Source organism: Phenylobacterium sp., from assembly GCF_036563285.1.
In the GTDB taxonomy this organism is placed as follows: domain Bacteria; phylum Pseudomonadota; class Alphaproteobacteria; order Caulobacterales; family Caulobacteraceae; genus Phenylobacterium.
Map to the genome: position 1 here is coordinate 544,394 of NZ_DATCMR010000011.1, position 26,996 is coordinate 571,389.

General features: G+C 70.7%; 29 protein-coding genes. 3 read left to right on the forward strand and 26 right to left on the reverse strand.

Annotation, left to right across the window (positions count from 1 at the left end; translation table 11 throughout):
* Nucleotides 1–221: 221 nt before the first annotated feature.
* The 5 genes from rpsO to VIL76_RS13365 form a co-directional block, all read right to left on the reverse strand.
* Nucleotides 222–491, reverse strand: a complete 270-nt coding sequence (rpsO, locus tag VIL76_RS13345) for a 30S ribosomal protein S15 (RefSeq protein WP_332045519.1) — start codon at nt 489–491, stop codon at nt 222–224.
* Nucleotides 463–1,440, reverse strand: coding sequence for a tRNA pseudouridine(55) synthase TruB (gene truB, locus VIL76_RS13350; RefSeq protein WP_332045520.1), 978 nt, complete (start codon nt 1,438–1,440; stop codon nt 463–465). The genes rpsO and truB overlap by 29 nt, the downstream gene beginning before the upstream one ends.
* Entirely contained in the window at nt 1,440–1,877 is a 438-nt protein-coding gene (gene rbfA / locus VIL76_RS13355) for a 30S ribosome-binding factor RbfA (RefSeq protein WP_332045521.1), read from the reverse strand. Before rbfA ends, truB begins: the two co-directional genes overlap by 1 nt.
* Before the next feature lie 91 nt (nt 1,878–1,968).
* Nucleotides 1,969–2,763 (reverse strand): dienelactone hydrolase family protein, encoded by a 795-nt coding sequence (locus VIL76_RS13360; protein ID WP_332045522.1) that lies wholly within the window; start codon nt 2,761–2,763, stop codon nt 1,969–1,971.
* A gap of 35 nt (nt 2,764–2,798) precedes the next feature.
* Nucleotides 2,799–3,296 carry a DUF2939 domain-containing protein gene (locus VIL76_RS13365; RefSeq protein ID WP_332045523.1) on the reverse strand — a complete coding sequence of 166 codons (498 nt, stop codon included), beginning with the start codon at nt 3,294–3,296 and terminating at the stop codon, nt 2,799–2,801.
* A 68-nt stretch (nt 3,297–3,364) separates the two neighbouring features.
* Between VIL76_RS13365 and VIL76_RS13370 the strand changes: the two genes are divergently transcribed.
* Nucleotides 3,365–3,868 (forward strand): GNAT family N-acetyltransferase, encoded by a 504-nt coding sequence (locus VIL76_RS13370; protein WP_332045524.1) that lies wholly within the window; start codon nt 3,365–3,367, stop codon nt 3,866–3,868.
* 56 nt (nt 3,869–3,924) lie between these two features.
* Here VIL76_RS13370 and infB read toward each other — a convergent pair whose 3' ends face one another.
* The 4 genes from infB to rimP are packed head-to-tail and all read right to left on the reverse strand — an operon-like array spanning nt 3,925 to nt 9,891.
* Nucleotides 3,925–6,876: a translation initiation factor IF-2 gene (infB, locus tag VIL76_RS13375; protein ID WP_332045525.1), complete on the reverse strand. Its 2,952-nt coding sequence runs from the start codon at nt 6,874–6,876 to the stop codon at nt 3,925–3,927.
* 9 nt (nt 6,877–6,885) lie between these two features.
* Complete coding sequence (locus VIL76_RS13380) at nt 6,886–7,593, reverse strand: RNA-binding protein (protein ID WP_332045526.1); 708 nt, start codon at nt 7,591–7,593, stop codon at nt 6,886–6,888.
* 21 nt (nt 7,594–7,614) lie between these two features.
* Nucleotides 7,615–9,333 carry a transcription termination factor NusA gene (nusA, locus tag VIL76_RS13385; RefSeq protein ID WP_332045527.1) on the reverse strand — a complete coding sequence of 573 codons (1,719 nt, stop codon included), beginning with the start codon at nt 9,331–9,333 and terminating at the stop codon, nt 7,615–7,617.
* Nucleotides 9,334–9,348: 15 nt separating this feature from the next.
* The gene (rimP, locus tag VIL76_RS13390; protein WP_332045528.1) at nt 9,349–9,891 is read right to left on the reverse strand and encodes a ribosome maturation factor RimP; all 543 of its coding nucleotides are present in this window, start codon (nt 9,889–9,891) and stop codon (nt 9,349–9,351) included.
* A gap of 236 nt (nt 9,892–10,127) precedes the next feature.
* Between rimP and ppa the strand changes: the two genes are divergently transcribed.
* Nucleotides 10,128–10,655: an inorganic diphosphatase gene (gene ppa / locus VIL76_RS13395; RefSeq protein WP_332045529.1), complete on the forward strand. Its 528-nt coding sequence runs from the start codon at nt 10,128–10,130 to the stop codon at nt 10,653–10,655.
* Nucleotides 10,656–10,659: 4 nt separating this feature from the next.
* Nucleotides 10,660–11,622, forward strand: coding sequence for a glycosyltransferase (locus VIL76_RS13400; RefSeq protein ID WP_332045530.1), 963 nt, complete (start codon nt 10,660–10,662; stop codon nt 11,620–11,622).
* On the opposite strand, the gene trmB is transcribed toward VIL76_RS13400, so the two are convergent.
* The 17 genes from trmB to VIL76_RS13485 form a co-directional block, all read right to left on the reverse strand.
* Nucleotides 11,619–12,287 (reverse strand): tRNA (guanosine(46)-N7)-methyltransferase TrmB, encoded by a 669-nt coding sequence (gene trmB / locus VIL76_RS13405; protein WP_332045531.1) that lies wholly within the window; start codon nt 12,285–12,287, stop codon nt 11,619–11,621. The genes VIL76_RS13400 and trmB overlap by 4 nt on opposite strands.
* Nucleotides 12,288–12,298: 11 nt before the next feature.
* The gene (locus VIL76_RS13410; protein ID WP_332045532.1) at nt 12,299–12,661 is read right to left on the reverse strand and encodes a YkvA family protein; all 363 of its coding nucleotides are present in this window, start codon (nt 12,659–12,661) and stop codon (nt 12,299–12,301) included.
* 4 nt (nt 12,662–12,665) lie between these two features.
* Nucleotides 12,666–13,886: a methionine adenosyltransferase gene (gene metK / locus VIL76_RS13415; protein ID WP_332045533.1), complete on the reverse strand. Its 1,221-nt coding sequence runs from the start codon at nt 13,884–13,886 to the stop codon at nt 12,666–12,668.
* Between the two features lie 117 nt (nt 13,887–14,003).
* A complete protein-coding gene (locus VIL76_RS13420; protein ID WP_332045534.1) occupies nt 14,004–14,423 on the reverse strand; it encodes a helix-turn-helix transcriptional regulator in 420 nt (139 codons plus the stop codon).
* 33 nt (nt 14,424–14,456) lie between these two features.
* Nucleotides 14,457–16,064 (reverse strand): apolipoprotein N-acyltransferase, encoded by a 1,608-nt coding sequence (gene lnt, locus VIL76_RS13425; protein WP_332045535.1) that lies wholly within the window; start codon nt 16,062–16,064, stop codon nt 14,457–14,459.
* A gap of 1 nt (nt 16,065) precedes the next feature.
* Nucleotides 16,066–16,956 (reverse strand): hemolysin family protein, encoded by an 891-nt coding sequence (locus VIL76_RS13430; RefSeq protein ID WP_332045536.1) that lies wholly within the window; start codon nt 16,954–16,956, stop codon nt 16,066–16,068.
* Entirely contained in the window at nt 16,949–17,413 is a 465-nt protein-coding gene (gene ybeY / locus VIL76_RS13435) for an rRNA maturation RNase YbeY (protein WP_332045537.1), read from the reverse strand. The genes VIL76_RS13430 and ybeY overlap by 8 nt, the downstream gene beginning before the upstream one ends.
* Nucleotides 17,410–18,366 carry a PhoH family protein gene (locus VIL76_RS13440; protein ID WP_332045538.1) on the reverse strand — a complete coding sequence of 319 codons (957 nt, stop codon included), beginning with the start codon at nt 18,364–18,366 and terminating at the stop codon, nt 17,410–17,412. The genes ybeY and VIL76_RS13440 overlap by 4 nt, the downstream gene beginning before the upstream one ends.
* Nucleotides 18,367–18,376: 10 nt before the next feature.
* Complete coding sequence (gene miaB / locus VIL76_RS13445) at nt 18,377–19,705, reverse strand: tRNA (N6-isopentenyl adenosine(37)-C2)-methylthiotransferase MiaB (RefSeq protein WP_332045539.1); 1,329 nt, start codon at nt 19,703–19,705, stop codon at nt 18,377–18,379.
* A gap of 42 nt (nt 19,706–19,747) precedes the next feature.
* The gene (locus tag VIL76_RS13450) at nt 19,748–20,119 is read right to left on the reverse strand and encodes a Fur family transcriptional regulator (RefSeq protein WP_332046502.1); all 372 of its coding nucleotides are present in this window, start codon (nt 20,117–20,119) and stop codon (nt 19,748–19,750) included.
* 74 nt (nt 20,120–20,193) lie between these two features.
* On the reverse strand, nt 20,194–20,649 hold the full coding sequence (locus VIL76_RS13455) for a GNAT family N-acetyltransferase (protein ID WP_332045540.1): 456 nt from the start codon (nt 20,647–20,649) through the stop codon (nt 20,194–20,196).
* The gene (gene tsaB, locus VIL76_RS13460) at nt 20,646–21,263 is read right to left on the reverse strand and encodes a tRNA (adenosine(37)-N6)-threonylcarbamoyltransferase complex dimerization subunit type 1 TsaB (protein ID WP_332046503.1); all 618 of its coding nucleotides are present in this window, start codon (nt 21,261–21,263) and stop codon (nt 20,646–20,648) included. Before tsaB ends, VIL76_RS13455 begins: the two co-directional genes overlap by 4 nt.
* A 13-nt stretch (nt 21,264–21,276) precedes the next feature.
* Nucleotides 21,277–21,849, reverse strand: coding sequence for a NifU family protein (locus VIL76_RS13465; protein WP_332045541.1), 573 nt, complete (start codon nt 21,847–21,849; stop codon nt 21,277–21,279).
* A 27-nt stretch (nt 21,850–21,876) separates the two neighbouring features.
* Nucleotides 21,877–22,350: a universal stress protein gene (locus tag VIL76_RS13470; RefSeq protein ID WP_332045542.1), complete on the reverse strand. Its 474-nt coding sequence runs from the start codon at nt 22,348–22,350 to the stop codon at nt 21,877–21,879.
* A 37-nt stretch (nt 22,351–22,387) separates the two neighbouring features.
* A complete protein-coding gene (gene trpS, locus VIL76_RS13475; RefSeq protein ID WP_332045543.1) occupies nt 22,388–23,422 on the reverse strand; it encodes a tryptophan--tRNA ligase in 1,035 nt (344 codons plus the stop codon).
* A 116-nt stretch (nt 23,423–23,538) separates the two neighbouring features.
* Nucleotides 23,539–25,188 (reverse strand): murein biosynthesis integral membrane protein MurJ, encoded by a 1,650-nt coding sequence (murJ, locus tag VIL76_RS13480; RefSeq protein WP_332045544.1) that lies wholly within the window; start codon nt 25,186–25,188, stop codon nt 23,539–23,541.
* A gap of 77 nt (nt 25,189–25,265) precedes the next feature.
* A complete protein-coding gene (locus VIL76_RS13485; RefSeq protein ID WP_332045545.1) occupies nt 25,266–26,993 on the reverse strand; it encodes a DEAD/DEAH box helicase in 1,728 nt (575 codons plus the stop codon).
* Between the last annotated feature and the right edge of the window lie 3 nt (nt 26,994–26,996).

A 26,996-nucleotide genomic window follows, 5' to 3' on the forward strand; every position in this document is an offset into this window, starting at 1 on the left:
CGCCGGGGGCGGACAGGGGATCGGCTCTTCCGAAATCCTCTCCAGATGAACAGGCGGGGTGAGGATTTCCTAAGTGAACCCTCGGCGTGTGTGAGGCGTCCTTGAGGACCCTCGGGCGCCGCATCTGGTCCCCCGGCCTGTTTGCGGAGGAGCGGCGTAAGAACCTGAAGCCGACCGCCCGGCGTCTTCAACCGGGCGGTCGGGAAACTTGGCGTGAGCCCCTACCGGCGCAGGCCGAGGGTCTCGATGAGCTTCTGGTAGCGGGCCTCGTCGGTCCGCTTCAGGTGGTCGAGGAGCGACCGGCGCGCGGACACGAGCTTGAGCAGCCCGCGGCGCGAGTGGTTGTCCTTCTTATGCGTCTTGAAGTGCTCGGTCAGGTTGGAAATCCGTTCGGACATGATCGCCACCTGGACTTCAGCGCTGCCCGTGTCCGCTTCGCCGCGGGCATGGGTCTTGATCACTTCAGCCTTGCGTTCGGCCGTAATCGACATCGGGTTGTTCTCCGCTCTTTTCGAGATGGAAGACCCGCGAGGGTTCGAGCCGACCCGCGCGCATCTCGCAGAGAGCGACGACCGACCCGCCCGCCATGGCTGAAACGGTGCGCGAGCCCGGCTTGAGCCTGGCCTTCACCGCTTCCACCTGTCGGGGAACGAGAACGATCGACCGTCCCTGCTTCAATCTGAAGGCGTCTTCGTCGGTCACGGCCAGCGCCGGGATGTCGTCCAGCGCGGTCTCGACCGGAAGCAGGGCCTCCAGAAGTCGGGCCTTATGCCCTAAATCCTCAAGCAATTCCAGCGTCACCGCAGATTCTTGCCCAAACCGGCCGACTCGTGTCCGGCGTAGCTCGCTGACGTGGCCGCAGGCGCCGAGCGCGTCTGCGATGTCGCGGACCAGGGCGCGCACGTATGTGCCCTTGCCGCACTCGATTTCGAGGGTGACGTGGTCCGGATCGGGCGCTTCGGCGACCCTGGCGGCATGGATCACCACCTGCCGGGCCTTCAGCTCTACCGTCTCTCCGGCGCGGGCGAGGTCATAAGCCCGCTCGCCGTCAACCTTGATGGCGGAGTAGGCGGGCGGGACCTGCTCGATCTGGCCGACGAACCGGGGCAGCACCACCTCCACCTCCGCCGGTCTAGGCCGGGCGTCCGAGCTCGCGATAGTCGCGCCCTCGCGGTCGTAGGTGGCCGTGGTGCGGCCCCAGGCGATGGTGAACCGGTAGCCCTTGTCGGCGTCCATCAGGAACGGGACGGTCTTGGTCGCCTCGCCCAGCGCGATCGGCAGGATGCCGGTTGCCAGCGGGTCGAGGGTGCCGGCGTGGCCGGCCTTCTGGGCGTTGAACAGCCGGCGGATGCGGCTCACCGCGTGGGTTGAGGTGAGGTCGTAGCCCTTGTCGAGATTGATCCAGCCCGAGACCGCGTCACCCTTCCGGCGGCGGCCCATCAGTCCTCGTCCTTCCAGGCGGCCGACGGCTCGTCTGGGTGCAGGTCCTGGCGAACCCTGGGATCGTCGAACAGCCGGCTCATCCGCGCCGCCTCGTTGAAGCTCTCGTCATGCAGGAACTTCAGTTCGGGCGTGAATTTCATGTCGATGCTGCGGCCGAGACGGCCGCGCAGGAACTTGGCGTGGCGGTTCAGGCCGGCCACCACCTCCGACGCATGGCCGCCGCCGAGCGGCTCCACGAACACCGTGGCGTGGCGCAAATCGGGGCTCATCCGCACCTCGGTGACGGTGACCGACACGCCTTCGAGGGCAGGGTCGGTGATGTCCTCCTCGCGCAGGATCTCGACGAGCGAATGGCGCATCAGCTCGCCCGCGCGGAGCTGGCGCTGGGAGGGGCCGGCGGGCTGGCCGCGGCCGGGATGGGAGGGGCGCTTCATGGTCTTGCCTTGTCGGCCTGGGGCGCGGGTCGGACGCGCCACGCCAGGGGAAGGGCGGGCTTCTAGTGCCCCGGCTCCGCCAAGTCCAGCGTCAGGCGGCCCCGGTGCGCTCCCGGAAGAACTGGATGACCCGCTGCTCGGCTTCCTTGGTGGGGCCGTCCTCCGCCAAGTGGATGGTCAGGACGGAGTGCGGCGGGATGGGCGCGGGGGCGGCGTGCTTGGGCTGGATCTCGATGGGCTCGAAGCGGGCGCCGAACTCGCGCCTGTAGGTCTCGAAGCGCTCGTCCGGCACGAAGTCGTCGCCAAGGAAGCGCAGCCCGATCATCGACAGGTCCTCCTCCTCGAAGCGCTTCTTCGCGCAAGCGATCTCCTTCGGCGAAACCCCGATGGAGGCGCGCCGCCTGGCCCCCAGGCCGACCGGCAGCGAGGGCTGGGACAGCACCGGCGCCCGGACCACTGGCTCCGTCATCATCGCCAGGGCGAAGCCGCCGGTGAAGCACATTCCGACCGCGCCGACACCGCGCCCGCCGCACTCGGAATGGACGTAGCGGGCGAGCGCGCGCAGCCAGTCGCAGATCGGGCTGGAATGGTCGGTCGCCAGCGCGTGGAATTCGCGGCGGATGCAGACCGCGCCGAACATGCTCTGGAGGGCATAGCCCCTGGAAACGGGCTTGCCCGGCGTGCCGAACAGGCTGGGGCAGTAGACGGTCATGCCCGCGGCGGCGACGCGGTCGGCGAACCGCACGACCAGCGGGTGCAGCCCGGGGATCTCGTGGATGATGATGACTGCCGGACCCTGGCCGCGGCGGTAGACGTCGCGGGTGTAGGGCCCGTCGGTGAACTGGAACTTGTCGTACGCCGAAAGAACCGCCTCGTGCCCGCTCATCGCGCCCTCCCGTTCCCGGGCGGAGCTTAGGCCGATCAGAGCTTCAGGCGCAGCATGGAAAGATCGCCCTCGAAGCCGGAGAGCTTCCATGTCCCTTCGACATTGGTGAAGATCAGCACGCAGGGGCCGTCCTTCGTCTTCGTCGCGCAGACGCGGCCGTCCGGCAGGGTCTTCAGCGCGCTGGCAATGGCCACGGGGCCCGGGATCTTGGTCTGCTCGTTATAGCCGTACTGCTCGGCGACCATCTTGAAGGTGCGCGGCTGGACGAGCGCTTCGCCGGCGAACTCGGCGAGGGACGGCGCCAGAACGGCCGCGATCCCGCTCAGCCGTTTGTCCTTCACCGCCTCGGTCTCGAGCTTGGCCTGGATCACCTGCTTCAGCGCGCCGCGGTCGACGTGCCGGTCAAAGGTCGCCTGGTCATTGTCGCGGATCGACAGCAGCAGGGCGTGGACGTCGTTGGCCGCGTCCAGACGCTTGGCCGAGGCGCAGGCGGAGAGCAACAGGGCCAGGACGGCGATCAGGATGGCGCGCATGCAGGGTCCTCCGATGCCTCGATGTAGCCGATGAACGCGGCTACATCACGACCGGAAAGCGGGGCCGTATGAAACCCATCCTGGAAACCGAGCGCCTGGTGTTCACGCCGTTCACGGCCGAGGACCTCGACCTGCTGGCCAGCCTGCACTCGGACCCCGAGGTGCAGCGCTACATCGGCGGCATGTGGGACCGCGAGACCATCCAGAAGCGGCTCGACCAGTATGTCTCCGACCAGGCGACGCGGGGCGTCAGCAAGTGGAAGGCGCACCTGCGCGACGGGACCTTCGTCGGCCGCGCCGGGATCTCCTGGTGGGAGCCGGAAAGCGCCTACGAGCTCGGCTATTCCTTCGCCCGCGCCGCCTGGGGCCTGGGCCTGGCCAGCGAGGCGGCGCAAGGGATCGTCGACTGGTTCTTCGCGACGACGCCGCACCGGACGCTGATCGGCTTCGCCGACGTGGGGAACCTCGCCTCCCGGCGCGTGCTGGAGAAGGTCGGCATGACCTGGCTGGGCGACAAGGACATGGGCTTCGGCGGCCTCTCCAGCCTCTACCGGATGGACCGACCCACATAGCAAGAGCCCCGGAGGGTCGCTCCGGGGCTCAGGCATTTCCGATCGGCTCAGTCGCCCTAGAGCGTCCGCTTCACCTCTTCGAGGGTGAAGCACTCGATCACGTCGCCGACCTTGATGTCCTGGAAGCCCGCGAAGGCCATGCCGCATTCCTGGCCGGACTGGACCTCGTTGACCTCGTCCTTGAAGCGCTTGAGCGTCTGCAGCGTGCCGAGCTCGAGCACCACCACGTCCTGGCGGACGATCCGGACGCGGGCGCCCTTGCGGACCACCCCGTCGGTGACGCGGCAGCCGGCGACCTTGCCGACCTTGGTGATGTCGAAGGCCTGCAGCACCTCGGCGTTGCCGAGGAAGGTCTCGCGCTGGATCGGCGCCAGCATGCCCGAGAGCACGCCTTTGATGTCGTCGATCAGGTCGTAGATGATCGCGTAGTAGCGGATCTCCACGCCCTCGCGCTCGGCCAGGTCGCGGGCCTGCTTCGAGGCGCGGACGTTGAAGCCGAGGATCGGCGAGCCAGCGCCCTTGGCCAGCATCACGTCGCTCTCGCTGATCGCGCCTGCGCCCGACAGGATGATGCGAGCACGGACTTCGTCAGTGCCGAGCTTGTCCAGCGAGCCCACGATGGCTTCCGCCGAGCCCTGCACGTCGGCCTTGATGATCACCGGCAGCTCGCTGACCTTCTTGTCGGCGAGCTTGGCCATCATGTCGGCGAGCGAGGCGCCCTGGACCGGCGCGCCGGTCTTCTCGCGCTTCACCCGGGTGCGGTACTCCGTGAGCTCGCGGGCCCGGGCCTCGTTCTCCACCACCGCGAAGGGCTCGCCCGGGTCGGGCGTGCCGTCCAGGCCGAGGATCTCCACCGGCGTCGAGGGACCGGCGTCGGTGACCTGCTCCCCGCGTTCGTTGAGCAGCGCGCGGACCCGGCCCCAGCTCGCACCGGCCACCACGATGTCGCCGCGCTTCAGGGTGCCGCGCTTCACCAGGACGGTGGAGACGGCGCCCCGGCCGCGGTCCAGCTTGGCCTCGATGACCACGCCGTCGGCGGTGCGGTCGGGGTTGGCCTTCAGGTCGAGGATCTCGGCCTGCACCAGGATGTTCTCGATCAGGTCGTCCAGACCCAGCTTCTGCGTCGCGGAGACCTCGACCACCTGGGTGTCGCCGCCGAGGCTTTCCACCACGATCTCGTGCTGCAGCAGCTCGTTGATCACCCGCGTCGGATCGGCGTCCGGCTTGTCGATCTTGTTGATCGCCACGATGATCGGGGCGCCGGCGGCCTTGGCGTGATTGATGGCCTCGATGGTCTGGGGCATCACGCCATCGTCGGCGGCCACCACCAGGATCACGATGTCGGTCACCGTCGCGCCGCGCATCCGCATGGCGGAGAAGGCGGCGTGGCCCGGAGTGTCCAGGAAGGTGACGCGCTGGCCGTTCTCGAGCCGGACCTGATAGGCGCCGATGTGCTGGGTGATGCCGCCGTGCTCGCCGGCCACCACGTCGGTGGAGCGCAGGGCGTCGAGCAGGCTCGTCTTGCCGTGGTCGACGTGGCCCATGACGGTGACCACCGGAGGCCGCGGCTCCAGGTGATCGTCCAGGTCCTCGCCGCCGATGAAGCCTTCTTCGACGTCGGCTTCCGAGACGCGCTTCACGGTGTGGCCGAACTCGGTGGCCACCAGCTCGGCGGTGTCGTTGTCGATGACGTCGTTGATCTTCAGCATCACGCCCTGACGCATCAGGAACTTGATGATCTCGACGCCGCGGATGGCCATCCGGTTGGCCAGTTCGCTGACCGTGATGATGTCGGGGATGACCACTTCACGGGCCACGCGGACCTGCTCGGTGGCGCCGCCCTTGCGCTTCTCACGCTCGCGTTCGCGGGCCCGGCGGACCGAGGCCAGGGAGCGCATGCGCTCCGCGCCGTCGCCGTCGCCGGCCACGGTCTGGATCGTCAGGCGGCCTTCGCGGCGCTGCGGCGCGCCCTTGGCGCGGGAGATGGCCTTGCCCGGGCCGGCGTCGCGGCGACGGTCGTCCTCGTCCGGCCGGCGGTCGAGGTTGGCCGAGCCGGGTCGCGGGGCCTGGCGGGTGGCGCGCTGGATCTCGGGCGCCGCGGGCGGGGCGGCGGCGCCGATGCGCGGCGGACGCGGACCGCCCGGACGGGCTCCGTCACGCGGACCGGCGGGACGCGGCGCGAGCGCCGAATAGCGGACGGTGCCGGCGCCGGCGCCCTCGGGACGCGGGCCACGGTCGTCGCGCGGCGGACGATCGCCGCCCGGACGCGGGCCACGGTCGTCGCGCATGGGACGAGCGTCGTCGCGGCGCGGCGCGCGCTGGTTGAACGTGGCGCCCTCGAAGCGGCCGGTCGGCCGCTCGGGACGGTAGGTGGTGGTCGACGGCCGGTCGTCGCGGCGGTCGGGCGACGGCTGATAGGTGCGGGTCTGGCTGCCCAGCTGCGCGCGCTCGGCCGGCGCGCGTGGCGCGGGCGGCGCGGCCTGGGGAGCCGGCGCCTGGGGCGCCTCGGCGGCGGGCGCAGGCGCAGGAGCCGCAGCGGCCGGCGCTTCCGGAGCCGCAGGGGCGGCCGGAGCTTCCGGGGCCGGAGCGGCCTTGGCCTTGGCGGCCTCGGCCTCGGCGCGGGCGCGCTCTTCGCGGGCGCGGCGCTCGGCGTCCTGCTTGGCCTGCTGCTGACGGGCGAGCTCGATGGCGCGTTGGCGTGCGGCGCGCTCCTCGGCCGACAGGCCGTCGGACGGCGCAGCGGGCTGGCGCGCCGCGGGCGCGGGGCCGGCGGCGGGCTTCGGGTCGAACACCCGGTTCTCACGCGCCGACGGGGCCGCCAGGTTTCCGGCGGGGGCCGCGTGCGTACGCGGCCGCTTGGTCTCGACGACCACCGTCTTGGAACGGCCGTGGCTGAAGCTCTGCTTCACCGTACCCGCGCTGACCGATCCACCCCCGCGGGGCTTCAGGGTCAGGGGCGGGCGTCCGCCGGGGGCGGAGGGGCGGCCGTTGTTGTTCTCGTCGCTCATGCGCTCGCTTTACTCACGGGCCCCGGATGGGCCCTCATCAATAGTCGAATGGACGCCCGGGGCGGTGGCCCCGTTCGCCGCTTCCTCGCGCCAACTCTCAGGAAAGAGCGGACAGAAGCCCGACAACCGGTGGACGTCCTGCGTCCAACGATCGGCGGCTCGCCCCGCAAGGAAGGCGGTGTGTATCACATTCTCGCCCCCCAAGGCCAAACCCAATTCGGACGCGGAGAACACGCCGAACAGGCCGGGAGGGGGAGACTGCTTGCGGGCTTTCGCCCAGAGCTTTCGGCGGCCATCGGCGGCGCCGTCCGACGCCTCGATAAGCCAAGCGGCCTTGCCCCCGGTGACCGCGGACGAGACCTTCTCGAACCCGGAGGTAAGGTCGCCGGCCTTGCGCGCAAGGCCCAGGGCCGAAAGAAGCCGGCGCTTCAGCAGGATTTCCACTTGGTCGGCCAGGTCCGCCGGCGCCGACAGCTTGGCCTTGGCGGCGCGCGAAAACAGGCCCTTCTTCGCCGCTGTCTCGACGGAGGCGCGGTCGGCCGCCACCCACAGGCCGCGGCCCGGCAGCTTGCGCGCCAGGTCCGGCACGACCACGCCCTCGGGGCCGGGGACGAAGCGGATCAGGCGCGCCTCGTCGACGACCTCGCCGGTGACGATGTCACGCCGCTCGCGTGAGGCTTCAGCGAGGGTGGCCGTCCTGGGGGCTCGATGTTCCATGGGCGGCCACCGTCCCGGACCTTAAGCGTCGCGGGCTTCGCCGGCCATTTCGGCCTCGGCGAAGGCTTCGGTGTCTTCGATCTCGCCGACAGGTTCGTCGCCCGCCTCCTCGACCGGCTCCTCTTCCGGCGCCTCGACCCAGCCCATGGCCACGCGGGCGCGCATGATCAGGGTCTCGGCGTCCTGCGGATCAAGGCCGAAGGCCTCGAGGATGCCGCTCTCGCGCACCCGCTCGCCGTTCTTGTTCTCGAACCAGCCGCGCAGGTCGTCGGGCACCAGGCCCGCAAAGTCCTCCACCGTCTTGATGCCGCCCTCGCCGAGGGCCACGGCCATCGGCAGGGTGACGCCCTCGATCTCCAGCACGCCGTCCTCGACACCCAGCTCGCGGCGCTTGGCGTCGTATTCGGCCGCTTCCTTGTCCAGGTACTCGCGCGCCCGGGTCTGGATCTCTTCGGCGGTGTCCTCGTCGAAGCCTTCGATGGCGGCGATCTCGGAGGCGTCCACGTAGGCCACGTCCTCGACGCTGGCGAAGCCTTCGGTGACCAGCAACTGGGCGATGACCTCGTCCACGTCCAGGGCTTCCTGGAAGAGGGCGGTGCGCTCGGCGAACTCGCGCTGGCGGCGCTCGCTCTCCTGGCTCTCGGTCATGATGTCGATCTGCCAGCCGGTCAGCTGGGAAGCGAGGCGGACGTTCTGGCCGCGGCGGCCGATGGCCAGCGACAGCTGCTCGTCCGGCACCACCACTTCGACCCGCTCGTCCTCCTCGTCCATGACGACCTTGGAGACTTCCGCCGGCGCCAGGGCGTTGACGATGAAGGTCGCCTCGTCCTGGCTCCACTGGATGATGTCGATCTTCTCGCCCTGCAGCTCGGCCACCACCGCCTGCACGCGGCTGCCGCGCATGCCGACGCAGGCGCCGACGGGATCGATCGAGCTGTCGTTGGAGATCACCGCCATCTTTGCGCGGCTGCCCGGATCGCGCGCCACGGCGCGGATCTCGATGACCCCGTCGTAGACCTCCGGCACTTCCTGGGCGAACAGCTTGGCCATGAAGCCACCGTGTGCGCGCGACAGCAGGATCTGCGGACCCTTGGTCTCGCGCCGCACGTCGTAGATGTAGCAGCGGATCCGGTCGCCGATGTTGAAGTTCTCGCGCGGGATCGACTGGTCGCGGCGCATGATGCCTTCGCCGCGGCCCAGGTCGACGACGACGTTGCCGTACTCGACGCGCTTGACGGTGCCGTTGACGATCTCGCCGACCCGGTCCTTGAACTCCTCGTACTGGCGTTCGCGCTCGGCTTCGCGGACCTTCCCGGTCACCACCTGGCGGGCCATCTGGGTCTGCACCCGGCCGAACTCGAAGGGCGGCAGCACCTCCTCGTAGGTCTTGCCCACGAAGGCGTCCTTGTCGGTGCGCTTGGCGTCGGAGAGGCGGATGATGCCGGCCGGCTCCTCGGCGACGAGCTCCTCGCCCTCCACCGGCTCGGCGCCTTCCGGCGGGCCGAAGGTGGCGTCGTCGGCGACCACGGTGACCACGCGCTTGACCGTCGTCTCGCCGGTCTTCGGGTCGATCTTCACCCGGATGTCGTGCTCGGCGCCGTAGCGCGAGCGGGCGCCCTTCTGGATCGCCTCCTCGATCGCCTCGATGACGATCTCCTTGTCGATCGACTTTTCGCGGGCGACGGCCTCGGCGATCTGCAGGAGTTCAAGCCGGTTGGCGGAAATGCCGGTCAGGCTCATGGGGGCGGTTCCCTCTTACTCGGAAGTCGGTTGGTCGGATTGGACGCGGGCCGCACGGATTTCCGCGCCCCGCTTCAGCAGTTCGTCGGTGAGCACGAGCTTGGCGTCGCTGATCCAGGCGAACGGGATCAGAGCCGTCTCTTCCTCGCCCTCCAGGTCGATCGCCACCTGGTCGCCATCGATCCCGGCCAGCAGGCCCTTGAAGCGCTTGCGCCCTTCGGCCAGCCGGTCGAGCTCGACGCGGGCCTCGTAGCCCTCGAAGGTCTCGAAGTCCTTCAGCCGGGTCAGCGGCCGGTCGACGCCGGGGGAGGAGACCTCCAGCGTATACTCGCCGGCGATCGGGTCGGCGGCGTCCAGCACCTCGGAGATGGCCCGCGACAGCCGCGCGCAGTCCTCGACGTTCATGTCCCCGTCGACGGCCCGCTCGGCCATGATCTGCAGGCGGCGGACATGCTCGCCGCCCATCAGCCTCAGGCGCACGATCTCGTACCCGGCCGCCTCGGCCACGGGGTCGAGCAGCTCCAGCAATCTCAGGTCTTCGGCGGTCTTCCCACGCATGGGAGCCCTGGTCTCCGGCAAAGAAAAAAGCGGTCGGGCCGGAGCCCGCCGCTCGTAGGCGCCATGACAGCGCTAACGGACGATGTTGCTAGGGAATATAGCCGGGTCGAGGGGCGTTGTCAGCCCTTTCCAGTCGCGGCGCGATTCCGCCGTTCTGTCGCTTCGGCCTTCCCTGAGGGACGCCGATGGTGCAGGGAGCGCGCCGACTTACCTCTTGTGTGTTTCAGAAGGCTCCCATGGACCTCTCCAAGATCCCCGTCGGCGAGAACCCGCCGTACGACGTCAACGCCGTCATCGAGATCCCGCAAGGCGGCGAGCCGGTGAAGTACGAGCTGGACAAGGAGAGCGGCGCGATCTTCGTCGACCGCTTCCTGCACACCGCGATGTTCTATCCGGGCAACTATGGCTTCATCCCCCACACCCTGGCCGACGACGGCGACCCCATGGACATCATCGTGGTGGGGCCCACGCCCGTGGTGCCGGGCGCCATCATCCGGGCGCGGCCGGTGGGCGCGCTGATCATGCGCGACGAGGCGGGTGGCGACGAGAAGATCCTGGCCGTGCCGGTCGACAAGCTCCACCCGTTCTACATGGGCGTCGACTCGTGGCGCTCGCTGCCGGTGATCCTGGTCGAGCAGATCGCCCACTTCTTCAAGCACTACAAAGACCTGGAGAAGGGCAAGAGCGTCGAGATCGTGCGCTGGGCCGACCCCGAGGAGGCCGCCCAGCTGATCCGCGACTCCATCGAGCGCTACAAGGGCTGAACCCGTGGCGCGGCTGATCTACTTCGCCTTCCCGCGCGGCTCCGTGCAGGGCGGGCAGAAGATGATCATCCGCCATGTGGAGGCGCTGCGCGGGCTGGGCTTCGACGCCTACTACGGCACCGGCCCGCACAACGTGGTGCCGACCTGGTTCGAGCACAACGTGGTCCGGTTCACGGACTCCAACTTCCGCTCCGACGACGTCGTAGTGCTGCCCGACGACGCCCACGACTCCCTGCGCCGCATACCGTCGATGGGCCTCAAAGCGGTCGTGTTCTCGCAAGGCATCTACCTCTCCGCCGCCCTGAGCTACGAGGCGCTGGAGACCTTCCCGGAGGGGCGGCTGCCGCCCTTCATCGCGGTCGGGCAGCGGCTGGCCGCCACCATCCGCCGGGCCTGGCCGGGCACGCAGGTGGAGTTGGCGCCCTGCTTCGCAGACGAGCGGATCTTCCGGCCCGGCGGCGCCAAGCGCGACGCGATCGCCTATGCGCCCCGCAAGCGCCCCATCGAGGCCAACGCCATCCGCGCCTTCCTGCGCAGGTTCCACCCGCGCCACGCGGGCCTGCCCTGGACCGTGCTGGAGAACGCCACCGAGCTGGAGATGGCGGACGGCTTCAGGTCCTCGACCCTGTTCCTCAGCCTTAGCCGTCTGGAGTCGATCGGCATCACCCCGCTGGAGGCGATGGCCTGCGGCTGCGTGGTCGCCGGTTTCACCGGTGTCGGCGGCCAGGAGTTCGCCACCACCGCCAACGGCTTCTGGGTCCCGGAGGACGACTGCGGCGCCGCCGCAGATGCGCTGGCGCAGGCCGCGGACCTGGTCGCCACCGGGGGGCCGGCGCTGAAGTGGCGGCTGGAGGCCGGCTACGAAACCGCCCGGCAGTGGTCCTACGCGAGGTTCCTCACCGCGCTGGAGGAGGTCTGGATGAAGCTCGCGCCCGAGACCCGCATCCAGACCGGGCCGCTCGACTAGTCGCGGATGAAGTCCAGGAACACCGGCGCGCAGTCGCCGAGGCGCTTCTCCTCGTAGCGGGTGGTCACGTGGTCTGCGGGCGGCATGCGCCAGTCGTCCGGCCGCTCCGCCGTCCAGCGGAACGCCTTGCCGAGCCGCTCCAGGCTCCAGTCCACGTAGTCCGACCAGTCGCTGGCGAAGCGCAGCCGCCCGCGGGGCTTCAGCACCCGCGCCAGCTCGGCCGCCAGGTCGGCCTGCAGCAGCCGGCGCTTGTGGTGGCGCGCCTTGGGCCAGGGATCGGGGAAGAGGATGAAGACCCGCTCGAGACTGGCGTCGGGGATGCGGGCCAGCAGCTCGCGCACGTCGCCGTCGTGCACGCGCACGTTCTGCAGCCCCTGCTCGTCGATGTGCCGCAGCGCGCTCGCCACCCCGTTCTGGAAGGGCTCGGCGCCGATCACCAGGACGTCGGGCCGCCGCGCCGCCTGGGCGGCCATGTGCTCCCCGCCGCCGAAGCCGATCTCCAGCCACGCCTCCGTGGCGTCCGGCATCAGCGCGCGCGGATCGAACGGCCCCCCCGGCGCTCGGATGGCCGGAAGCAGGGTCTCCATCAGCGCGGCCTGCCGCGGCTTGATGGCGCGCGACTTCAGCCGGCCGTAGGACCTGAGCGGCGGGTGGTGCTCGGACATCGGCGCGGGCTCTAGCCCAGGACGGCGATCGCCGTAACCCCGGTGATGATCAGCCAGACGCAGACGACGCAGAGCGCGGCCATCTTGCTGACCGGCTTGTCGGCCGACTTGTCGGCGGTGGCGCGATGCTCCGCCAGCACTGCCGCCGGGACGAGCTTGAGCGCGAGCCACAGCCCGATCGGCACCAGGATCAGGTCGTCCAGGTAGCCGAGCACCGGGATGAAGTCCGGGATCAGGTCAATGGGCGAGAAGGCGTAACCCGCCACCGCCAGCGCCAGCACCTTGGCGTACCAGGGCGTGCGCGGGTCGCGGCCGGCGAGCCAGAGCGCGTGGGCGTCGCGCCTGAGCGTCCGCGCCCACGCCTTCAGTCCCATGGCGTCAGGCCAGGCCCCGCAGCTGGTCCACGAGGTCGTTCCGCTCCCAGGAGAAGCCGCCCTCGTTGTCCGGCTGGCGGCCGAAGTGGCCGTAGGCCGCGGTGCGGGCGTAGATCGGACGGTTCAGGCCCAGGTGCTCGCGGATCGCCCGCGGCGTGGCCCCGCCGATCATCTCCGGCAGCGCCAGCTCCAGCTTCGCCGGGTCGACCTCGCCGGTGTCGTGCAGGTCGACGTAGAAACTCAGCGGCTCGGCCACGCCGATGGCGTAGCTGATCTGGATGGTGCACTTCCGGGCCAGGCCCGCGGCGACCACGTTCTTCGCCAGGTAGCGGCAGGCGTAGGCCGCCGAGCGGTCCACCTTGGTCGGGTCCTTGCCCGAGAACGCGCCGCCACCGTGCGGAGCGGCGCCGCCGTAGGTGTCGACGATGATCTTGCGGCCGGTCAGGCCCGCATCGCCGTCCGGCCCGCCGATCTCGAAGCGGCCGGTGGGATTCACCAGCCACTTGGTCTTCTTGGTGACCAGGCCTTCGGGGAAGACGCCCTCGATGTAGGGGCGGATCGCGTCGTGCAGGCGCTTCGGCGTCGCCGAGTGCAGGCCGATGCGCTTCTTGTGCTGCGTGGAGACCACGACCTTCAGCACCTCGACGGGGCGGCCGTCCTCGTAGCGCAGGGTGACCTGGCTCTTGGCGTCCGGCTCCAGCACCGCGCACTCGCCCGAATGGCGGGCCGCGGCGAGATTGCGCAGGATGTTGTGGGAGAACTGCAGGGTGGCCGGCATCAGCTCCGGCGTCTCGTCGCAGGCGTAGCCGAACATGATGCCCTGGTCGCCGGCGCCCTCGTCCTTCTTGTCCGTGGCGTCCACGCCCTGGGCGATGTGGGCGGACTGCGGGTGCAGGTAGCAGGCGAACTTCGCCTTGGACCAGTGGAAGCCCTTCTGCTCGTAGCCGATGTCCTTGATCGCCTGCCGGACCTTGGGCTCGAGGCCGCGGACGATCTCCTTGGTAAGCGCCTTGTTCTCGGCCTTCGACGCGCCCGGACGGCCGGCGCGGACTTCGCCGGCCAGCACGATGCGGTTGGTGGTCACCAGGGTCTCGCAGGCCACCCGCGCCTCGGGCTCCGCGCTCAGGAAGGCGTCGACGACGGTGTCGGAGATCCGGTCGGCGACCTTGTCAGGGTGGCCTTCCGACACGCTTTCCGAGGTGAAGATGTAGTTGGAACGGCTCAAGGGCTTGGGCTCCGGGGAGGCTGGCGGGCCGCGCCCCCGGCGCGGCCTGTCTCAAGGTCGCAGAGGCTATAAAGAAATCTTTATGTCCCGCCAAGCGGGGCCGCGAGCCCTGAGACGTCAGGCCTCAACCCGGCCCTGGTCCTCGCCCAGGACGCGGACGAGTTCGAGGACCTTGCGGCGCAGGCGCGGCTGGTGGATGCGCGGAAAGGACGCCGCCAGCTCCATGCCTTCGGGCGTCAGCAGGAACTCGTGCACCGAGTCCTTCGGCGCGTTGGAGCCGCGGCCGGCGGGCTCGCCCAGCCCCTCGTAGAAATAGGCCACCGAGGTGTTCAGCGCCCGGGCCATCTCCCAGAGCTTCGACGCGCTCACCCGGTTGGAGGCGCGCTCGTACTTCTGCACCTGCTGGAAGGTCAGGCCGATGGACTCCGCCAGCTTCTCCTGGCTCACGCCCAGCTCCTTGCGCCGCATCCGGATGCGCAGGCCGACGTGTCGATCGATAGGATTCGGGCCGCGGTCCAGGTCGGCGGGCTTTTCCATGCGGCTCCCAGGAGTCTCAGACCGTGGAGGAGATCAGGCCACTCGGCTCGATGACCTTGGTCGTCGAACGCGGTGTCCCAAAACGGCGACCGCGGAAGCTAGCAACAGAAATACGAAAGGCAAGTCCCCGACACGTCCGTACACGGTTGGCTTGAGCGCCGGCGGTAAGTGAGCGTCGATAACCCCGAGCTCCCCCAGCCCCAGCCGCGCGTCGGGCAGCACCCGACCGTAGCCGTCGATCACGGCCGAAACCCCCGTCGGCGTCGAGCGCACGATGGGCAGGCCCTCCTCGATCGCCCGGTAGCTGGCGAGGTTCAGGTGCTGCAGCGGCCCGCTGGTCATGCCGAACCAGGCGTCATTGGAGACATTGAGGATCCAGGCGGGCCGGATGCCCTGCGCCTGCGCCCCCGCGCGGGTGAAACCGGGGAACAGCGCCTCGTAGCAGATCAGCGGCTGCAGCGGCGGCACCCCCCAGGGCGCCAGGGGCCGCGGCGGCGGCCCGGCCGTGAAATCCTCCGGCATGTGCACCAGGCTGCGGATGCCCAGCCTGCCCGCGAGGTCGCCGAGCGGAATGTACTCCCCGAACGGCACGAGCCGGTGCTTGTCGTAGACGCCGGTCACCCGCAGCCCGTTGGATTCGCGGCGCAGCGCGATGAGCGTGTTGAAGTAGCGGGGCTTGCCGCCCGGTCCGGGCTCGAAGCGGTTTGCGCCCATCAGCAGGCTCTGGCCGGGCGCGAAGGCGGCGACGAGCTTGGGGCCGTAGGGCGAGCCGGGCGCAAGGACGTCGTCGATCACCGCCGGCAGGGCGCCCTCCGGCCAGATCACGATGTCGGGAGCCGCCGGCGAGGCCTTCCGCGAGAGGCCCACGTAGGTGTCGAAGATCACCTCCAGGTTCTCGGGCTTCCATTTGTCCTTCTGGTCGATGTCGGCCTGGACGATGCGGATCAGCGGCGCGCCCGCCATGGGCCCAGCCGCGTTGGACAGGCGCCCGAGGCCGAAGGCGTAGAGGCTGGCGAGCGCGCCGAGGGCCACCAGCCCGGCGAGCATCCGTCCACGGCGGGGGACGTCGTCGAACAGCACGGCGGGCGATGCGGCCAGCGCGACGGTGATCCAGGTCAGGCCGTAGGCGCCCACGAGCGACGCGAACTGCGACGGCGCCGAGCCGGCCGCCCAGGCCTCGCCGGGCAGGTTCCACGGGAATCCCGTGAAGATGTGCCCGCGAACCCATTCCAGGGCGGCCACGCAGCCGGCGAACACCAGCACGCGCAGCAGGCCGAGCGGCGAGCCGGGGGCGGGACGCCCCCAGCGGTAGAGCAGGGCCGCGAGCCCCCAGAAGAGGGCAAGGCCGCCGGGCACCAGCACGATGGCGAACGGCGCCATCCAGCCGTGCTTTTCGGGTTCGACGAGGAGGGGCTCGATTATCCACCAGACCCCGAGGCCGAAGTAACCCAGTCCGGCCAGCCAGCCACGGAAGAAGGCCGACCGCAGGGGCCGCGCACTCGGAGCCTCCAGCAGCGCGAGCAGGAGCGCGAAGCCGAGCAATCCCGGCAGCAAGCCGAACGGCGGATGGGCGAGGCTCGCGCCCAGACCGGCGGCCAGCGCCCAGAGCCTGCCGCGCCAGCCCGAAAGGACCGTATTCACCTCAGGCCTGCGACGGACGCGCCGGCGCACGGCGCACGCGCACCCGCTTCACACGCCGCGGATCGGCGGACAGCACCTCCAGCAGGAAGCCGCCCGGATGCTCGATCCGCTCGCCGCGCTGCGGCACGCGGCCGACGAGGGTGGTGACCATGCCGGCCACCGTGTCGATCTCCTCGTCCACCTCCTCGGGCGCCAGATCGGCGCCGTCGCCGATGGCGGCCTCCAGCTCGGCCAGGGGCGCGCGGCCGTCGGCGATCCAGCCGTGCTCGTCGGCGACGATCGGGTTGAAGCCCTGGTCCGATTCCTCGTCGTGCTCGTCGGCGATCTGGCCCACCAGGGTCTCGAGCAGGTCCTCCAGGGTCACCAGGCCATCGGTGCCGCCGAACTCGTCGATCACCAGCGCCATGTGGGTCTGCCGCGCGCGCATCAGCGTCAGCAGCTCGGCCGCGCGCATGGACGGCGGCACATAAAGCACCGGGCGCACCAGGTGGTAGCGGCCCTGCAGGATCTTGTCGTCCGGCTTCGGCTTGCGGGTCTTGCGGGCGAGGAGCTTGAAGACGTCCTTCACGTGAACCACGCCCACCGGCTCGTCGAGGGTCTCCCGGAACACCGGCATGCGGGAGTGCTCGGCCTCGACGAAGCGGGCGACGACCTCGGCGAACGGGCAGTCGCGCTCCACGGCCACGATGTCGGCGCGCGGCTTCATCACGTCTTCCACGCGCAGCTCCTGGAAGGCGCGGGCCTGGGTGACCAGTTCGCCGGTCGCGGCCGTCTCGGCCTCGGCCGCTTCGGTTTCCGGCTCGGCCTGCGGCTTCCGGAAGATCTGCAAGAGCCCCATCAGCCCCCCGCGGCCGGGATCGATGCGACGACTGGACGGGTCCGGGTCAGCCATGGTCTCCCTCGCCGGCCGCATAGGGGTCGGGCACCCCCAGTCCGGCCAGGACGACGCGCTCGAGACCTTCCATCGCCTCGGCCTCGCTATCGGTCATGTGGTCGTATCCTAGTAGGTGCAGCACCCCGTGCGCCACCAGATGCTGCAGATGGTGCGCCAGCGGCTTGCCCTGCTCGGCCGCCTCCCGCGCACACACCCCATACGCCAGGGCGACGTCGCCCAGATGCTTTTCCGGATTCGGCGGCGCGGGGAAGGAGAGCACGTTGGTGGGCGCGTCCTTCTCCCGGAAGCGGGCGTTCAGCGCATGCACCGTGGCGTCGTCCGTCAGCAGCACGGTGACGTGCTCGCCGTCGGCGCCTTCGCCCAGCAGAACGGCCTCGCCGGCCCGCCGGGCCAGCGCCTCGGCGTCGGCCTCCGCATAGCTCCAGGCCGCTTCCTCGATCTCGATGTCGATCAAACGTTGCGTCCGGTCATGGCGGCGTCGGCGTCGTAGGCCCGCACGATACGCTCCACCAGCGGATGGCGCACCACGTCGGCCGAGGAGAACCGCGTGACGCCGATGCCCTTCACGCCCTCCAGCAGGCCCACGGCGTGGGCCAGCCCGGAGTCCCGCGGATTGGCCAGGTCGGTCTGGGTGGGGTCGCCGGTCACCACCATGCGCGCGCCCTCGCCCAGGCGGGTCAGCACCATCTTCATCTGCAGGCGCGTGGCGTTCTGCGCCTCGTCGACGATGACGAAGGCGTGGGAGAGCGTGCGGCCACGCAGGAAGGCGATCGGCGCCACCTCGATCTCCCCCTTCTCGCGCCGGCGCCGCAGCTGGTCGGCGCCCAGGATGTCGGTCAGCGCCTCCCAGACCGGCGCCATGTAGGGGTCGACCTTCTCGTTCATGTCGCCCGGCAGGAAGCCAAGCCGCTCGCCGGCCTCGACCGCCGGGCGCGAGACGATCAGCCGATCCACCTCGCCGCGAAGCAGGAGGCCCGCGCCGTGCGCCACCGCCAGGAAGGTCTTGCCGGTGCCGGCTGGGCCCAGGCCGAACACGAGCTCGCACTTGCCCAGCGCCTGCAGGTACTCCGCCTGCATGGCCGTCTTCGGCGCCACCTGGCCGCGGCGGCCGACCGGCAGGTTCGAGCCGCCGCCGGCGGTCTGGCCGGTGCGGGCGTTGCCGATGGCGACGCGGACGTCGGCCTCGTTGATCTCCAGGCCCTGGTCGGCCCGGTCGGCGATCGTCTGCACGGCCTTCTTGGCCTGGCCGCGCGACTTGGTGTCGCCCGACAGCGAGACCCCGCCGCCGGGGGTCTCGACGAGCACTCCGAAGGCGTCCTCGATCAGCGCCGCATGGCGCGAGTTGGCGCCGGCGACCGCGCGGACGGCCTCGTCGGAGAGCGGGATGAATTCAGGCGTTCGGGCCAAATCGGCTCCTTCAGGCGAGTTCCAGCGCGAGCGTCCCGGCCAGGCTGTTCCTGGCCGAGCTTTCGATACGCACCGAAACGATCTCGCCGATCAGTCGATCCGGCGCGGTCGCATGCACCGCCTGAAGATACGGACTGCGGCCGATGAGCTGGCCCGCATGGCGGCCGGTCTTCTCAAAGAGCACCGGCAGGGTCTTGCCGGCCTGGGCCCCGTTGAACGCCCGCTGCTGCTCGTCGAGAAGGTTTTGGAGCCGGTGCAGCCGCTCCTCCTTCACCTCTTCCGCCACCTGGCCGGGCATGGCGGCGGCCGGCGTGCCCGGACGGCGGGAGTACTTGAAGGAAAAGGCGCTGGCGTAGCCGACCTCCCGCACCAGGCTCAGGGTGGCCTCGAAGTCGGCGTCCCGCTCGCCGGGGAAGCCCACGATGAAGTCGCCCGAGATGGCGATGTCGGGCCGGGCGGCGCGGATCTTCTCGATCAGGCGGACGTAGCTCTCGGCGGTGTGCGCCCGGTTCATCGCGCGCAGCACCTTATCGGAGCCCGCCTGCACGGGCAGGTGCAGGTACGGCATCAGCTCCGGAACCTCCGCGTGGGCGGCGATCAGCGCCTCGTCCATGTCCCGCGGGTGGCTGGTCGTATACCGGATGCGGTCCAGCCCGGGGATCTTCGCCAGCCGGCGCACGAGCCCAGCCAGCCCGCCCTCCCCCGCATAGGCGTTGACGTTCTGGCCCAGAAGGGTGACCTCGCGCACCCCCTGCTCCGCGAGCCCGCGGGCCTCGGCCTCGATGGCGTCGGGCGGCCGGCTCCACTCGCCGCCGCGGGTGTAGGGCACCACGCAGAAGGTGCAGAACTTGTCGCAGCCCTCCTGCACGGTGAGGAAGGCGGTGACGCCCGAAGGCCGCCGCTCGGTGGATAGGGCGTCGAACTTCTCTTCCGGCGCGAAGTCGGCGGCCAGCCGCTCGCCGCGGGCGCGGTGGGCCCGGGCGATCAACTCGGGCAGCTGGTGATAGGCCTGCGGGCCGACCACCAGGTCCACGGCCGGCTGGCGGCGCATGATCTCCTCGCCCTCCGCCTGGGCGACGCAGCCCGCCACGGCGATGGTCATGCCGGCCTTTTCCGCCTTCAGCCGCTTCAGCTGGCCGAGCTCGGAATAGACCTTCTCCGTGGCCTTCTCGCGGATGTGGCAGGTGTTGAGCACCACCAGGTCGGCGCCTTCCGGGCTGTCCGTCATCCCATAGCCCAGCGGCGCAAGGACGTCGGCCATGCGCTCGCTGTCGTAGACGTTCATCTGACAGCCGTAGGTCTTGATGTAGAGGCGCTTGGTGGGCGCGGTCTCGGACATGGCGCGCGTTATGGGCACCGCGCGCGGCGGGCGCAACCTCCGCTACTCCTCCAGCGGCATTCCGTAGAGCTCCAGCCGGTGGTCGATCAGCCGGTACCCGAGCTTGCGGGCGATGGCTTCCTGCAGGGCCTCGATCTCCGGGTCGAAGAACTCCACCACCTTGCCGGTCTTCATGTCGATCAGGTGGTCGTGGTGGACGTCCGGATGCTCCTCGTAGCGCGATCGGCCGTCGCGGAAGTCGTGGCGGGTGATGATCCCCGCCTCCTCGAACAGCTTCACCGTGCGGTAGACGGTGGCGATGGAGATGTGCGGGTCGACGCCGTGGGCGCGGCGATGCAGCTCTTCCACGTCAGGGTGGTCGTGCGCCTCGGACAGCACGCGGGCGATCACCCGGCGCTGCTCGGTCATGCGCATGCCCTTGTCGACGCAGAGCTTCTCGATGCGGTCCGGCACGTTCACGCGTCTTCTCCCTCCTGCGCAGGATAGGTCTAAGCAGACCCGTCGTTAAGGTCGAGACGCATCACGAGGGCGTCGGTCTTACCAGCGGGGCCGCGGTCATAGTAGTTGCGGCGCACGCCGGCGCGGCGGAAGCCCAGGCCGGCGTAGAGGGCGGCGGCGGGGTAGTTGTCCACCGCCACCTCCAGGAAGGCCTCCGTGGCGCCGGCCTCGCGGGCGGCCCCGAGGGCGGCGGCCATCAGCGCTTTCGCCACGCCCTTGCGCCGGATCTCCGGCGCGACGGCGAGCGTCAGCACCTCCAACTCGTCGGCCGCGGCCCGGCAGAGGATCATGCCCAGCGGCCGCGCCTCGCGGGCCACGAAGCCGAACACGCCGGGGCTGGCCAGCATCTCGCCGATCTCGTCGGCTTTCCAGGGTGCGTCGAAGGCGAGCGCATGGGCCTCGGCCAGCGCCTGGGCGTCCTCCGCGGTGGCCCAGCCGAGGTTCACGCCGGGAGCCGCGCGTCGGGCGCGCGCAGGTAGAGCGGGGTGAGCGGGACGGGGTCGCGCGCGGCGGCGAGCCGGGCCACGAGGACGGGATCGGCGCCGTCGGCCGGGATCAGCCGCGCCTCGGGCGCCAGCAGCGGTCCGCCGGAGCCCACGATGCTGAACGACCGCCCAGCCGCGATGTCGGCGATCTGGGCCGCAGCGACGCCGAACGGCAGGACGTCGGGGGCCATCAGCGCCTGCCCGTCCTCGAAGGCCTGCAGGTAGGCCTGGTCGCGACGCGCATCGAGGGCGGCGAAGACGAGCCCGTCGGCGGCGGCGGCAAGCGCCTCCAGTGTGCCGACCCCCACAGCCGGCACGCCCAGAGCCGACGCCAGGCCCTTGGCGAAGGCTATGCCGACGCGCAGGCCCGTGAACGAGCCCGGCCCTACGGTGACGCCGACCCGCTCCAGCCGATCGAAGCCGATCGCGGCCTCGGCCATCACCCGCTGCGCCATCGGCGCCAGCCGCTCCTGGTGGCCGCGGGCCATCACCTCGCAGCCGGACGCGAGCACGCGCTCGCCGTCGAGGATGGCGACCGAACAGGCGTTGAGGCAGGTGTCGAGCCCGAGGACGATCACGCCGCGGTGTTTAGAGCGTTTGCTCCACCCGAGTCACTTCGGGGACGTAGTGCTTGAGCATGTTCTCCACGCCGGCCTTCAGGGTGGCCGTCGACGACGGGCAGCCGGAGCAGGCGCCGCGCATGTTCAGCCACACCACGCCGGTGTCTGCATCGAACTTGGAGAACAGGATGTCGCCGCCGTCCTGGGCCACCGCAGGGCGGATGCGGGTGTCCAGCAGGTCCTTGATCTCGGCCACGATCTGGGCGGTCTCGCCCTCGTAGGCGCCCTCCTCGTGTCCGCCGGCGGCGCTGTCCTCGCCCGCGAACAGCGGCCGGCCCGAGGTGAAGTGGTCCATGATGGCCGCCAGGATCGGCGCCTTCAGGTGCGGCCAGTCGGAGGACGGATGCTTGCCCACGGTCACGAAGTCCGGCCCGAAGAACACCCGCGTCACGCCCTCGATGTCGAACAGGTCCGCGGCCAGCGCCGAGGCGGCGGCCTCCTCGGCGGAGCGGAAGTCGCGCGTGCCCTCGCCCATGACGTCGCGGCCAGGCAGGAACTTCAGGACCTCGGGGTTCGGCGTGGGCTCGGTCTGGATGAACATGGAGAAGATGTGGGCCCTGGCGCCGGCTCAGGCAAGTTCCGCGATTTCCTGGTCGGTGAGGTCGCCCGGGACCACCGTCACCGGCAGCTTGCGCGCGCCCCACTTCACGCCCTCCTTGGCCATGGAGGCCACCAGCGGCCCGGGCCCGCGTCCGCCGGTGGCCGCGGCCAGCACCAGGATCTTGATGTCCGGGTCGTCGGCCAGCACCTGCTTCAGGGCCGCGCGGGTGTTGTCGGCGTTCACGATCAGCAGCTCCGGCGGATAGCCGGTCTCCTCCAGCACATAGCCGGCGGTCTCCTGCAGCACGGCCTCCGCCTCCTGGCGCGCCTGCCGGTCGATCTCCTCGCGCACGCCGCTCCAGTGCTCGAACACCGCCGGCTCGATGACCCGCAGGATCGCCACGTGGCCGCTCGTCGAGCGCGCCCGGCGGCAGGCGAACTTCAGCGCCGTCATGAACTCCGGCGTGTCGTCGGCGATGACCAGGAACTTGCGCTGGCTCATGGGCGGACGGTGCGGCGCTTCCGGCCCGACCGCAAGCTCAGGCCGACCAGAAGCCCACCTTCCGCTTCACCTCGGCGACCGTCGGCGCGGCGAGCTCGCGCGCCTTGGCCGCCCCCGCCGCCAGGATGCGATCGATCTCGCCCGGGTCGGCCAGGAAGCCGCGCATCCGCTCGCCCACCGGGCCGAGCTGGGCCACCGCCAGGTCGGCGAGCTTCGGCTTGAAGGCTCCGAAGCCCTGGCCCGCGAACTCGGCCAGCACGTCGGCTTCGCTGACGCCCGAGAGCGCCGCATAGATGCCCACCAGGTTCTTCGCCTCGGCCCGGCCCTCCAGCCCCTCCGCCGTCTCCGGCAGCGGCTCGGGGTCCGTCCGCGCCTTGCGGATCTTCTGGGCGATGGCGTCGGCGTCGTCGGTAAGGTTGATGCGCGAATAGTCCGAGGGGTCCGACTTCGACATCTTCGCCGCGCCGTCCCGCAGGCTCATGATCCGCGCGCCCGGCCCCTGGATCAGCGGCTCGCACAGGGGGAAGAAGCCCGGCGCGTCATAGTCGTGGTTGAACTTGCCGGCGATGTCGCGGGTCAGCTCCAGGTGCTGCTTCTGGTCCTCGCCCACCGGCACGTGGGTGGCCTTGTAGACCAGGATGTCGGCGGCCTGCAGCACGGGGTAGGTGTAGAGCCCGACGCTCGAGCGCTCCTTGTGCTTGCCGCTTTTCTCCTTGAACTGGGTCATCCGATCGAGCCAGCCGAGCCGCGCCACGCACTGGAACATCCAGGCGAGTTCGGAGTGCTCCGGCACGGCCGATTGGGCGAAGACCGTGGCCTTCGCCGGGTCCACCCCGGCGGCGAAATAGGCGGCCGCGATCTCGCGGGTCTGGGCCGCCAGGGCCGCCGGCTCCTGCCACACCGTGATGGCGTGCAGGTCGACGACGCAGAACAGGCACTCCATCTCGTGCTGCAGGCGGGCGAACTTCACCAACGCGCCGAGGTAGTTGCCCAGGTGCAGGGCGCCTGAGGGCTGCACGCCGGAGAGCACGCGTTGAGGGCCCTGGTACTGGGCCGGAGCTTGGTCGGTCATGGGATGAGGCTTGAAGCTAAGTGGACGTGCGGGCGCAAGCCCGGATCGGGGCGGGTCGGAAGGTCAGCGCCATCGCCAGGTCTTAGCCATGGGCGCACTTAGCGCGCGGGGTGGCCTCAGGACAAGTCCGCCGCCGGGGCCGCCACGTCGCCCTTGCGGCGCCGGAAGGCGGCCCGCGCCTCGGCCGGAGTCACCCCCCCGAAGGCGAACAGCAGCACCGGATAGAGCGCGCCGCCGGCCAGGCAGACCAGCAGGACCGTGATCTCCTTGGCGCCCAGCGGCCCCAGCTGGAGACGGGCGAACGGCGCCTCCAGCACGGGACGGAAGTAGGACGCCGCCGCCACCGCCGCGCCCATCGCCCCGCTCGCCAGCGCCACGCGGACGATCTTGCCCAGGGCCCGCTTGGTCGGCCGCCAGGTTCCGGTGCGGTGCAGGTGCAGCCACATCTGCAGCACGGTCAGCCACGAAGCCGCGGCGGTCGCGGCCGCGATCCCGGGGAAGCCCACCGGCCCGTAGAACAGCGCCACGCCCAGGCCGATGTTCACCGCGATCGAGATCATCGAGTAGATCATCGGCCGGCGGGTATCGCCGCGGGCGAAGAACGCCGGCTGCAGCAGCTTGATCAGCACGAACGCGGGCAACCCCCAGCCGTAGTGGAACAGCAGCTTCCCGGAATTGGCCGCGTCCACGTCATTGAAGTTGCCGCGCGCGAAGAACCCCTCGGTCAGGAACCCCGGCATCGCCACCAGCGCCGCGGCGGCCGGCAGGCACAGGGCCAGGCCGAACACCACCGCCTGGTCGGTCGCCGCCTGCGCGTCCTCGTGGTCCTCGCGCTGCAGCGAGGTGGCGAGCCTGGGCAGCAGCGCCACGCCGATGGCCACGCCGATCAGGCTGAGCGGCAGCTGGTAGAAGCGCTCGGCCACCTGCAGCCACACCCGCATGCCGGCCACCTGGCTGGCCAGAATCGCCGAGATGAACAGGTTGATCTGGGTGGCGCTCGACGCGATGATCCCGGGCGCCATGCGCCGCGCCAGCATGCGCATGTCCGGCGTCAGCTTCAGGCTCTTCGGACGGATGCGGGCGCCGGCCCGCCGCGCGCCCCACCAGCAGAGCGCCGCCTGGCTGATCCCGGCGACGATCGTGGCGATGGAGGCCGCGTAGGCGGCTCGGATGGGATCGTTCACCGGCAGGATCGCCGCCAGCGTCACGACGTTCAGCAGGGCCGGATAGGCCCCGTAGATGATGAACCGGCCGCGCGCCGTCAGCACGCCGGCGAACAGCGAGGCGATCACCACGCACGGCAGGTAGGGCATGGTGATCTGGGTCAGGATCACCGTCAGCTTGAACTTCGCCGGATCGCCCACGTAGCCGTAGCTGTAGACGTACATGATCCACGGCATGGCCAGCTGGCAGATCAAGGTGAGCGCGACGGTCAGGGCCGCCATGGTGGCCAGCGCGTCCGACGCGTAGCGGTTCGCCCCCTCCTCCCCCTCGCCGCCCAGCCGCTTGGCGTACTCCGGCACGAAGGCCGCGGCGAAGGCGCCCTCGGCGAACATCCGGCGGAACAGGTTCGGGAACTGTTGCGAGGTGACGTAGGCGTCGCCGGCGAATGTGGTCCCCAGCTTGGCGGTGATCACCAGGTCCCGCGCCAGGCCCAGGAACCGGCTCACCAGCGTCAGGCCCGCGAAGATCGCCGACGAGCGCAGCATCCCCCCGCGCTTGGGCGCAGCGGCTGGCGGGGCCGGATCGCTCGGAAGTTCGGTCACGCGGGTGTGGTCGGCTGTGTCGGGAAGGCCGTCAAGCTAGCGCACCTGCCTGCCGCCTGGGCAGCGCCAAATTGGCGCTATCCGTCGGCCGTCCGCCGCTTCGGCTTCGGCTTGCCGCCCTTGCCCGGCGGCGGTCCGCGGCGCTTGGGGGCGCCGCGCGGCGCGGAGCGGGGCTCCTTCGGACCGGGCGCGCCGGCGGGCTCCACGCGCATGTCGCCCGCGTCCTTGGCCGCCTTGATGGCCTGGCGGAATTTCGGCTCGGCCTCGGCGCTGATCTCGAACTTCGTCTCGCGGTCGAAGATGCGGATCTCGCCGATGTCCTTCTTGGTCACGTGGCCGACGCGGCAGATCAGCGGGATGAGCCACTTGGGGTCGGCGTTGTTGCTGCGGCCCACCGCCAGGCGGAACCAGCTGCCGTCGCCGCCGGCCGTCCGCGCCGGATCGTAGGCCGGCCGACGCTCGGCCCGGGCGGGACGGGTATCCGGCGAGCGGTCGCGGATGTCGTCGAACATCTCCTCCGGCTCCGGCAGGCGGGCGCGGTGCATGCGGATCAGGGCGGCGGCCACCTGTTCCGGGCTGCGGTCGGCGAGGATGCGCTGGGCCAACGTCAGGTCCTCCGGCGACATGGCCTCGTTGAGGATCGGGTCCTCCAGCAGTCGCACCTGGTCGCGGGCGCGGATCTCGTCGGCGGACGGCGGGCCGGACCACTCCGCCTCGATGCTGGCGGCCTCCAGCAGCCGCTCGGCCATGCGCCGCTTCGTATAGGGCACCAGCAGGACCGAGACACCCTTGCGCCCGGCGCGGCCTGTGCGCCCGCTCCGGTGCAGCAGGCCCGCCTTGTTGACCGGCAGGTCGGCGTGGATCACCAGGCCCAGGTCCGGCAGGTCCAGGCCGCGGGCCGCCACGTCGGTGGCGACGCAGGCGCGCGCGTGGCCGTCGCGCAGGGCCTGCAGGGCGTTCTCCCGCTCCTTCTGCGACAGCTCCCCCGACAGCGCCACCGCCGAGAAGCCGCGCTCGCGCAGGGCGCCGTAGAGGTGCCGCACCCGCTCGCGCGTGGCGCAGAACACCAGGGCGCCGGGGCTCTCGAAATAGCGCAGCACGTTGACGACGGCGTTCTCCAGCTCGTTGGGCGCCACCCGCACAGCGCGGTACTCGATGTCGCCGTGCGCCTCGTCGCGGCGCGTGGTGTCGATGCGCACCGCCTCGCGCTGGTAGCGGCGGGCGAGCGTGGCGATGTCCTTGGCTATGGTGGCGGAGAACAGCAGCGTGCGCCGCTCCACCGGCGTGGAGTCCAGGATCTCCTCCAGGTCCTCCCGGAAGCCGAGGTCGAGCATCTCGTCGGCCTCGTCGAGCACCACGACCTTCAGGGCCGAGAGGTCGAGATTGCCGCGCTCCAGGTGGTCGCGCAGGCGTCCCGGCGTGCCGACCACCAGGTGCGTGCCGGCCGCCAGCGCCCGCTGCTCACGCCGCGCGTCCATGCCGCCGACGCAGGTCTCCACCCGCACGCCCGCCTCGGCATAGAGCCAGGCGAGCTCGCGGCTGACCTGCATGGCCAGCTCCCGGGTCGGCGCGATCACCAGCCCGAGCGGCTCCGCGGCGCGCCCGAACCGCTCCGCGCCACCCAGCAGCGGCCCCGCCGCCGCCAGCCCGAAGGCCACGGTCTTGCCGGATCCGGTCTGGGCGCTGACCAGCAGGTCGCGGTCGGCCGGCGCCTCCAGAACGGCGGCCTGCACCGGCGTGGGCTCTCGGTAGCCCTGCGCGTCGAGCGCGCGCGCCAGGGCGGGATGGGTCTCGGGGAAGGGCATCGC

Excerpts from the sequence above, each read along its gene's own strand:
- rpsO (WP_332045519.1), bottom strand. The coding sequence starts at position 491 with ATGTCGATTACGGCCGAACGCAAGGCTGAAGTGATCAAGACCCATGCC.
- truB (WP_332045520.1), bottom strand. The coding sequence starts at position 1,440 with ATGGGCCGCCGCCGGAAGGGTGACGCGGTCTCGGGCTGGATCAATCTC.
- rbfA (WP_332045521.1), bottom strand. The coding sequence starts at position 1,877 with ATGAAGCGCCCCTCCCATCCCGGCCGCGGCCAGCCCGCCGGCCCCTCC.
- VIL76_RS13360 (WP_332045522.1), bottom strand. The coding sequence starts at position 2,763 with ATGAGCGGGCACGAGGCGGTTCTTTCGGCGTACGACAAGTTCCAGTTC.
- VIL76_RS13365 (WP_332045523.1), bottom strand. The coding sequence starts at position 3,296 with ATGCGCGCCATCCTGATCGCCGTCCTGGCCCTGTTGCTCTCCGCCTGC.
- VIL76_RS13370 (WP_332045524.1), top strand. The coding sequence starts at position 3,365 with ATGAAACCCATCCTGGAAACCGAGCGCCTGGTGTTCACGCCGTTCACG.
- infB (WP_332045525.1), bottom strand. The coding sequence starts at position 6,876 with ATGAGCGACGAGAACAACAACGGCCGCCCCTCCGCCCCCGGCGGACGC.
- VIL76_RS13380 (WP_332045526.1), bottom strand. The coding sequence starts at position 7,593 with ATGGAACATCGAGCCCCCAGGACGGCCACCCTCGCTGAAGCCTCACGC.
- nusA (WP_332045527.1), bottom strand. The coding sequence starts at position 9,333 with ATGAGCCTGACCGGCATTTCCGCCAACCGGCTTGAACTCCTGCAGATC.
- rimP (WP_332045528.1), bottom strand. The coding sequence starts at position 9,891 with ATGCGTGGGAAGACCGCCGAAGACCTGAGATTGCTGGAGCTGCTCGAC.
- ppa (WP_332045529.1), top strand. The coding sequence starts at position 10,128 with ATGGACCTCTCCAAGATCCCCGTCGGCGAGAACCCGCCGTACGACGTC.
- trmB (WP_332045531.1), bottom strand. The coding sequence starts at position 12,287 with ATGTCCGAGCACCACCCGCCGCTCAGGTCCTACGGCCGGCTGAAGTCG.
- VIL76_RS13410 (WP_332045532.1), bottom strand. The coding sequence starts at position 12,661 with ATGGGACTGAAGGCGTGGGCGCGGACGCTCAGGCGCGACGCCCACGCG.
- VIL76_RS13420 (WP_332045534.1), bottom strand. The coding sequence starts at position 14,423 with ATGGAAAAGCCCGCCGACCTGGACCGCGGCCCGAATCCTATCGATCGA.
- VIL76_RS13430 (WP_332045536.1), bottom strand. The coding sequence starts at position 16,956 with ATGGCTGACCCGGACCCGTCCAGTCGTCGCATCGATCCCGGCCGCGGG.
- miaB (WP_332045539.1), bottom strand. The coding sequence starts at position 19,705 with ATGTCCGAGACCGCGCCCACCAAGCGCCTCTACATCAAGACCTACGGC.
- VIL76_RS13450 (WP_332046502.1), bottom strand. The coding sequence starts at position 20,119 with ATGCGCATGACCGAGCAGCGCCGGGTGATCGCCCGCGTGCTGTCCGAG.
- VIL76_RS13465 (WP_332045541.1), bottom strand. The coding sequence starts at position 21,849 with ATGTTCATCCAGACCGAGCCCACGCCGAACCCCGAGGTCCTGAAGTTC.
- VIL76_RS13470 (WP_332045542.1), bottom strand. The coding sequence starts at position 22,350 with ATGAGCCAGCGCAAGTTCCTGGTCATCGCCGACGACACGCCGGAGTTC.
- trpS (WP_332045543.1), bottom strand. The coding sequence starts at position 23,422 with ATGACCGACCAAGCTCCGGCCCAGTACCAGGGCCCTCAACGCGTGCTC.
- VIL76_RS13485 (WP_332045545.1), bottom strand. The coding sequence starts at position 26,993 with ATGCCCTTCCCCGAGACCCATCCCGCCCTGGCGCGCGCGCTCGACGCG.